We start from the raw sequence: 8077 nt of genomic DNA on the forward strand, positions 1-8077 counted from the left end.
TGCGGTGCAAGGGTGCCGCGTAGCGGCAGCACCGGACCCGCGCGCAGGCGACGCAGACGCCGAGCACGGGGAGGAGCTACCCCTTGCGGCGTGCTGACCGATCTGGTGCCGTTTTGTGTTATTTAGATCTTTTTTTGCCCATTCCTCTTCGGCAAATAACGGGCAAAAGACCCAAAGCTCTGGCGCAACCGACCGTAGGTAATCTAACGGCAGTGCCAGACGATACATCCCGCGCAAGCGGCGCATCACATCAACAGACAGAAGCGTTTTACGCGGTAAAATTTTTACGGCGTAAAAGATTTGGAAATCTTCGCTTGTCTTCAGAAAGCTGTCCTGTAAAAACTTCTTCTACATGGTGGCGGTCCGCGGAACTCCTGCATCGATAAGGTCCCAATGACAAAACATCCCTCTCCGTCAAAGCAATCCATCGTGATGCTATCATCGCCAAAGGGCGGTGTCGGAAAATCGTCGTTATCCCGGAATATACTTGTCTTAGCTGCTCAAGCAGGCAGACAAGTATTAGGATTGGATATGGATAAACAGGCAACTCTAGCCACATGGGCGGAACGCAGGGAACGCGTCCGTGCGAGTATTCCGGCTGTATCCCATATTCCTGTACATCGCGCGTCTCTTGATGACTGGCGGTCTACCCTGAAAATGGCGAGGCAATCCTCCGCCGATTTTATTGTCATCGACACGCCGCCTTCAATCGAAATCAACATGACGGCAATCTTGGGCTTGTGTGAGGGTTCTGATTTTGTTCTGGTTCCTTGCCAGCAAAGTCAAGACGATTTAGATAGCGTGATACCGTGGATGCGCCATTTGAAACAGAGCGGCGCGAAAGCAGCGTTCATCATTAATCGGGCGAATATTCGAACTCGTTCCTACGCGACTATCCGCTCCAAATTGCTGAATGTCGGACCCGTGTGTCCCGTAGAAATCGCCCAAGCAGAGGAAATATCACTTGCAAATGGTAAAGGGTTGGGCGTCATGGATCTAAGTCGGCCCAAAAACGCGGAAGCGTTTGGCGCACTCTGGTCTTACTTGCGACAGGAGTTGGACCTGTGAGCAAAGCCAATTCGACGCGCGGTATCTCGCTGCGAGCTTTGCAGGGCCTTGATGCTGACGAAATACAGCCGTCTGACGCGCGTCCTAGTGAGCTACATGAACTCACCACCGTATCCTCTGAAACCTTGGAGACGATTGCATCAGTATTTTCCGGAACGGACCTCGCGAAGGACGAGGGCCGCATCCGGATCATTCTTGACACCCAGCGCGCAGTCACATCGGCGTGGGAAAAGGCTGCGCGTTCCTTTCTGGAAATCGGTCGAGCATTAAATACGCTAGAAAATGCACTTTTTTCGCGAGAAGAGAAAAACCGTCTTAAATCCAGCTTCGAGCGCTTTTTTCCTTTCTCCGAACCGGTGGCTTCTCAGTTGCGTCGGATCGCAAGCATGGTAGATAGTGGCCGAATTAGCGAGACTTCACTACCGGGTTCATATAGTGCAGCGTACCAACTGACTTTGCTGGGACCAGAAGAACTCGATGCGGCTCGCGAGAAGGGCCTAGTCGCACCCAGCGCGTCTCGTTCCGCAATCATAGCATTCCGAAAGTCAATCAAGCGGCCCGAGGCCCATGTTGATTTTGCCGCGCTCGTAACAGAGGCGCGGCGCCTTAGAAGCACCAGGCGCCAAATGCTGGAACAGCTTGTTGCCATCCGAAAGCGCTTACGTGAAATCGATGAACTTATCGGTGACGAGTAAGGAATCCGAGAGAATATTAAGAGGCCAACCCACGCATCTATTACGGGATCGGTAATACGACCTTCCACAAAAGGCGATCGAAATACGGCGGGATGGAAATGCCGGAAGCACAGTGCCTCAAGCCTCTTGAAGAGGAGAACGAAAACCTGAAGCGGCTCCTAGTGGAAAGCGTAATGGAGGCCTCGAAGCTGGAGGAGCAGCGAATAGGAAATTCGTGAGACACCTAGTTTATGGCGTAATGCTCTGACCAGAGCCATGACCGAACGGGATTGCTCGCAAAAACGGGGCGGGCCTGTAGCCTCATCAGCACCGACCCACGGACGTGGCGTTATGCGTCAGTCATGCCGTCCATATGATACCGAGGCGCGCAGCCCACTATGCCACCTTGCGGGCGAACGATGTCGGTTCGGCTATCAGAGCCGGCAGGTTTTTTCTGGATGTGCGAGGGAGTAATGATGATCCACAAGAAGCTGTTCCGGTTGTATCGCAAGGAAGAGTTGTCGGTCCACAAGTCTGGTAGCCAGAAGCAGGAAATCGGCATCTACTCGCCAATGCTGGTACCCGACGGTCTTAATTAGCGCTGGAGCCTTGATTTTTTTCGGACGCGCTGGATAACGGATGTCGCTTCCGCGTGCTGCCAGTTGAAAACGATTACACGCGGGAGGGCCGGGCGCTAAAGGGGGGGACGTTACCGTTACGCGAACTCGACCGGATCGACGAATATCGCGGCTTCAACATGATGATCGTCAGCGACAACGTCCTATATCGGGAAGCATCCGGTCGATTTGGCAACACGTCTCTATCGGCAGTTTGCACTGTCGTTGAAAAATACTGCAAGCAAAAACTAGGCGGTCTCCACCGCAAAATAAGGTGCTCCCTGCCATAGCAAACACAGAGTCCAGAGCGGCGTGATGGCGCCGTGGCTCTAACCGTCCTGAAGATGGGATGCGATAACCCAGGTGGAGGACCCAAACATTATCTACAGGGTCGCTAACGCGCCCTCACGGCACTGAGTGAGAGGGGTTCCTCCACCTGGAACCGGCCCCTCAACGAAGGGCCGGTAATCGTCACCGCGTTTAATGATCGCGTGCACAACACGTCCCATCTTTGCGGTGATGGCTGTGAACGCCTTGCGGCGCAGGTCCGGATCATGCCGGTCCCTGGCCACATAGCGATCGAACTTGTCACGGAAGCTGTTCTCGCGCTGACGAATGGCGACCTGAGCTGCCATCCACAATGTGCGGCGCAAGCGCGCATTACCGCGCCTGGACAGCTTCGTTCTGCCGCGATACTGACCCGACTGGTAGGTGGACAGATCCAGACCGCAGAATTTGAGAAATTGCCGATGATGACGAAAACGTCTCAGATCACCTGCCTCGGCCAGGATTGTCAGGGCATGGATCGGCCCGATGCCTGGCACCTGCTGCAGACGCCGGAAATCGGCATGCTCGCCCAGCAGTTCGATGGCCGCGGCCTCAATGTCGTCGCGCTGGGCAATCAGGCGCCGCGCCTCTCCCAACACCAGCCTGAACATCCCGATCGCAGGAGCATCCGGGGCAATCGGCAAGGCGATGGATGTCCGGGCTGTGTCCCAGATGTCGCCAGGCAGACGAGACTTGCTGACCTTGCGACCGACGACGTCCCAGGCTGCCGCGACAAACGCATCTTTGCCGAGCACCGTGATGCTGGCGGGAACCGGGAATTGCTCGAGCAGAGCGAAAAACCAGTCGCTGCGGGTATTGCCCCTGAAACGATCGATCTCCGGAAAATAAAGCGGCAGATAATGGGTAAGGATCCGGTGCTGGACCTCAGTTTTGGCACGGGAAATCACCTCGTGCGTAACGGACAGTTCCTGAACGTCATTGATCCTGTTGGCCAGCGGATCGTGATACGGTTTGGTCGCACCGATCTGGAGCATGTGCAGGATGACCTGCGCATCCTTGGGATCATTCTTGTCCCAGCCATTGTGCAGAGCTTCTCGTGTGCGGGCGAGGGCGACCGAAGAAATCAGGCGTGTATCAAACCCAGCCTGCACCAGGCGCCAGGCCAGTGGCCGATGATAATGGCCTGTCGGTTCGAAGCCAACAATGACCGGTCGCGGCGCCAGAGCCTGGAGCTCTGCCACGAAGCGGTCATGCTCGACGCGCGTGTTAGCCACGGTCAGGCGTCGTCGCCGCCGGCTGCCGGGCATTTCGATCAGGACCTCATTGCGGGATTTGGCGACATCGATGGCGACGAGGACGGCAGTCATTGGTATAGTATAGTATCGGATCTGGTCACGGTCGGTTGTCTCCTCTGTGTGGCTGGACACCATCACTATGGAGACATGTCGCCTGGTCATGGCCGCCGATCTGGCCTTAAGGCCAGATCGGCATTACCGATGCCGGCGCTTCCTGATGTGCTACGGCATCGAGATGACGTCGAACGCAATCCTGGCCTGGCAAGAAAAACGGTCGGTGCTGTGGCACTTTATCATACTAGGCAGGCCGCAGAAGAAAGGGCTCGTCGAGAGCTTCGACGGCCGGTTCCGGGACAAATGCCTCAATGAACGTCTGTTTCGCAACATCGCTCACGCACGTATTGGTCATCGAGATCTGGCGTGCCGACTACAATGCCGTCAGGCCCCACGCTGGCATGAACGGCATGACGCCAAAGACTTTCGCCCAACACGCCAATAAAGCAAATAGCAATCCATAGAACTCGACCTAAAACTGAGGGCACTTTCGGGGCAGGGTAATGTCCCGACGGTTTGGGCTCTCTCTTTTAGGGCCTTCAACACGACACGGCTATCTTCGACTGTTCGTCCGCAATTATTCCACTGATCTGCCTCTATGTGACTCAGACGTTTTAATCGTTTACGTCGAGTGAGGACTTTAGCGGGACCGAGGAAATGCGACTATCGAGCGTTTTGGCTCAACGGGTGGAGGTGAGGGAACTAATGTTAGGCCCACAGCACTCAGTTTGACTACCGCTTCCGGATATACTGCCAGCGCCAAATTGAGTTGAGCGCAGAAGGTATCACGGAAATGGTCTAGGCGTTTCACGCCAGCACCGAACTGGGCGTGAAGACCCTTCCAAGTGATTGGTGTGTCCTTCTGGAGGACATGCAGCCGATATGCAAGCCAGCAATATATGTCTAAAGCCATCGAGTGCTTACTGATCGCTCGAATTGCGGATTCCTGGATGGGAACAGGATGTCGACGAAGCTGATCGTAGAATGTTTCACTTAGCTTCGTTCGCGCTAAAAGTTGCCCCCCGCTAGAGTCCTCACCATCTTCCGTAAACAGCGCTTTATCGACTATAAGTTGCTGTACTAATGCTGACTTTCCTGCTTGTTGGACCTCGAAAGTGAGACGGCAGCGTGTGATGCGGAGTGCCTGCTCTCTTACGTCGGCTATCGTTTTACCGCCGGGAGAGATGTTCATCTTCTTAAGCCAATCGCGGAGCGACTTCCCGAGTTCAATTTCGCGGCTCTGGGTTCTTAGAGCCTCAGTCTGCAGATATAGCAGTATAAGTCTGGCCCGGCTTCCGTACGGGACACCAATCCATTGAAGTTCTCCATTTGGAAGTGTCCGTCGACCTGGCTCTACGAGAAGGGTAACTCTGTCGGTACGAACCTGCCAAGGTGCAGAGTCGGGCTGTTTTTTATGCGGGAGCGGTGCTTGTGCCCAACCGCTATACATGAAACCTAGTCCGGCATCTTCGTCTGTCAGATATGCGGCTGCCGCATCAACGACCCGGCGGTCCATGTCTAGCTGGAGTACATGCTGTCGACCATGCTCCTGAAGCAAGTCATGCACTTCCGCCATCATGGCTCCCCTAGGCATACGTATGTTGGCTCGATTCTGTGTCCATGATGCACGGATTTGTTCGGAATGTCTCCGAGGACTGTAGCGGGATCTAATACTAGTTAGAGATAATTGTATTCTAATATTAGTTTGTCCCGTTAGTGTCCTCGGGATAACTTAAGCGAATCGCGCTTGCTCCGTAAGCTCGTGTCGTTAGAGTCCTCAGTTTTTCCGCTACAGTCCTCAGTACCCTGTTGGTCACCTTGCAAAAGGGAGGTGGAGCGAATCGGTATCTCTGAGGGCATCAAGTTTCCCGTCAGAGTCCTCGATTTGCAGATAGCGCTAATTTGGCCCCCCGTCAAAGTCCTCAAAACTGAGAAATTTTCAGGTTAGGAGGCTTCTAACAGGCCGATTTTCCTTGATGTTCGGCGGATAAACTGTTTTTGGCGCACAAAACCCCGCTAGAGTCCTCACTTCGAGGACCGTTTTGCGATCTGTTTCGGCTCCAGATTTTCGGCATATCTCAGAAATTAACCTTGCGCGTCGCATGTTCCCGCCAGAGTCCTCAGTTTTTGCTTCTGAAAGAAACTCCATGAGGACTCTGGCGGGAATGTAGGCGGGAACATGTGTTCAGAACTTTTACTTGGTCGGGTGGCGCGCTGAGACGCTGGCTCCGTCAATGTACGTTTTACGGTCTGTCGGGATAATGTCGTGGCGTGGGCTACGCCCGCCAAAGTCCTCATCTGGATGTTGTGGTTACACTGGGGACTGACGTCCGTGATCACGCGTGACATGGCCCTGGCTATTTCCGCAGACTCTGCGAATCGACTGTCTCGGATATCCCAACTGATTTACCCAGTGACGCCGCTGTGAGTCGCGGTAGGGAGATAATCAACAGGTCTTCAACAGGGGAAATACTGATTTCCTGATATTCTGCTTTTTTGCTGTGTGTCCACTGGACGAATGCAGGTGAAAGCATGACCGCAATCAGGAAATTTCCCGATTTATTGCCGGGCTTTAGCTGGCGGGATATCGAGGTGAATGGCGTGCAGATCCGCACGGCTACCGGCGGAAACGGACCGCCGCTGCTCATGCTGCATGGTCATCCGCAGATGCATCTGACATGGCACAAGGTTGCGCCCGCACTGGCGAAACGTTTTACCATCGTGGCCCCAGATCTGCGGGGTTATGGTGATAGCGCCAAGCCTGAAGGTGGGACGGATCACGCCAACTATTCCAAGCGGGCCATGGCGGCTGATCTGGTTGGCGTCATGCACCAGCTTGGATTTGCACGGTTCATGGTCGTCGGGCATGACCGGGGCGGACGGGTGGCGCACCGCATGGCACTGGATGCACCGCAGTCGGTGGAAAAACTGGTGCTGATCGATATCGCACCGACAGCAACGATGTATGCCCGGACCAATATGGAATTCGCCCGACGCTATTTCTGGTGGTTTTTTCTGATCCAGCCCGCCCCACTGCCCGAAAGGCTGATCAGTGGGGATCCGGATTTCTTTCTCGAAAGCCACATTGCAGGACAGATCAAGATACCAGGATCGGTCGATCCGCGTGTCATGGCCGAATATCGTCGATGCTACGCCGACCCGGCAATGCGTCATGCAGCATGCGAAGACTACCGTGCTGCGGCAGGCATCGACCTCGTTCATGATGCAGCTGATGCAGACAGGCGGATCGAGGCCCCATTACTGGCTCTGTGGGGTGCACGTGGCACCGTGGGCGCGTTATATGATGTTGTCGAGACATGGCGCGAAAAAGCCGTGGATGTGCGGGGATACGCGATCGACTGTGGTCATAGTCCGCAGGAGGAAGCACCGGCAGAACTGTTGCATCGGCTTGATGCGTTTCTCTGACCTTCGCGAAACAGTTGGAGAGTCAAAGCTCGATTTTCACCGCATTACAGTCACTTATGATTTAAAAGCAGACCCGCTCGATCCAGATGACGTGACCGGTGGAGGTACCGATCGGCTGTGTGTGGATTCAGAGGTTACGGAGCGACCCCTGACTTGGATCGACGGGAAGCAACGGCATGTTCCAGATAGAGCCGCAGCATCGTAACGGCTTCCTTATCCTGGGTAGGGCGGGGGACCGAAAGATCCTGTGGCAGGGCAAAGATCGCCTTGACCAGATGCAGCAGCATCACGGCCCGTTCGTCATGTGGACCCGGAGAACCACCCAGCCGTGACAACAGCTGGCTCATGCGCCCGATCAGCGCCTTGCGGAGCGTTCCGGTCCCATCTGGCAGGGTAATCCCGCTGTCGATCAGGGAAAGGACGACTGAGCGTTCCGTCCGTAGACGCTGGATGATGTCCAGCAGTCCTTCTGCCGCCTCACGTGGCGACGACAGCGGCGGATCGCGGTCGACCAACTCATCCAGGGCATGCAGGAGCCACGCGCCGTAGCGTTCGAGCACTGCGGCGGCCAGCACGTCCTTGGTCGGGAAGAAACGGTAAAGCGAACCGATCGCCGTGCTGGAGCGGGCAGCGATCTCGGTCATCGTCGCCGTCT

Annotated in this window: 7 protein-coding genes and 1 pseudogene; 5 read left to right on the forward strand and 3 right to left on the reverse strand. The window is 55.2% G+C overall.

The window, feature by feature from the left end; genetic code table 11:
* The first annotated feature begins 432 nt into the window (after nt 1-432).
* The 3 genes from MSKU9_RS11995 to MSKU9_RS17915 all read left to right on the forward strand — a co-directional run bounded on the left by MSKU9_RS11995 (nt 433) and on the right by MSKU9_RS17915 (nt 2341).
* Nucleotides 433-1068, forward strand: a complete 636-nt coding sequence (locus tag MSKU9_RS11995; protein WP_084758338.1) for a ParA family protein — start codon at nt 433-435, stop codon at nt 1066-1068.
* The gene (locus MSKU9_RS12000) at nt 1065-1763 is read left to right on the forward strand and encodes a hypothetical protein (RefSeq protein WP_141261650.1); all 699 of its coding nucleotides are present in this window, start codon (nt 1065-1067) and stop codon (nt 1761-1763) included. The genes MSKU9_RS11995 and MSKU9_RS12000 overlap by 4 nt, the downstream gene beginning before the upstream one ends.
* A 437-nt stretch (nt 1764-2200) precedes the next feature.
* On the forward strand, nt 2201-2341 hold the full coding sequence (locus tag MSKU9_RS17915) for a hypothetical protein (RefSeq protein WP_154670676.1): 141 nt from the start codon (nt 2201-2203) through the stop codon (nt 2339-2341).
* A gap of 401 nt (nt 2342-2742) precedes the next feature.
* Here MSKU9_RS17915 and MSKU9_RS12005 read toward each other — a convergent pair whose 3' ends face one another.
* Nucleotides 2743-4014, reverse strand: coding sequence for an IS110 family RNA-guided transposase (locus MSKU9_RS12005; RefSeq protein ID WP_141261651.1), 1272 nt, complete (start codon nt 4012-4014; stop codon nt 2743-2745).
* A 154-nt stretch (nt 4015-4168) separates the two neighbouring features.
* On the opposite strand from MSKU9_RS12005, the pseudogene MSKU9_RS12010 reads away from it, so the two are divergent.
* Nucleotides 4169-4460: pseudogene (locus tag MSKU9_RS12010) on the forward strand (integrase core domain-containing protein); the annotation flags it as partial.
* 176 nt (nt 4461-4636) lie between these two features.
* Here MSKU9_RS12010 and MSKU9_RS12015 read toward each other — a convergent pair.
* Nucleotides 4637-5575 carry a replication protein RepA gene (locus tag MSKU9_RS12015; RefSeq protein WP_141261653.1) on the reverse strand — a complete coding sequence of 313 codons (939 nt, stop codon included), beginning with the start codon at nt 5573-5575 and terminating at the stop codon, nt 4637-4639.
* Between the two features lie 953 nt (nt 5576-6528).
* Between MSKU9_RS12015 and MSKU9_RS12025 the strand changes: the two genes are divergently transcribed.
* Nucleotides 6529-7422 carry an alpha/beta fold hydrolase gene (locus tag MSKU9_RS12025; RefSeq protein ID WP_141261654.1) on the forward strand — a complete coding sequence of 298 codons (894 nt, stop codon included), beginning with the start codon at nt 6529-6531 and terminating at the stop codon, nt 7420-7422.
* A 134-nt stretch (nt 7423-7556) separates the two neighbouring features.
* Here the strand turns inward: MSKU9_RS12025 and MSKU9_RS12030 are convergent.
* Nucleotides 7557-8077 (reverse strand): TetR/AcrR family transcriptional regulator (locus MSKU9_RS12030; protein WP_141261655.1); only part of this gene is annotated, 521 nt, incomplete at its 5' end.

Source organism: Komagataeibacter diospyri (assembly GCF_006538165.1).
Lineage (GTDB): Bacteria > Pseudomonadota > Alphaproteobacteria > Acetobacterales > Acetobacteraceae > Komagataeibacter > Komagataeibacter diospyri.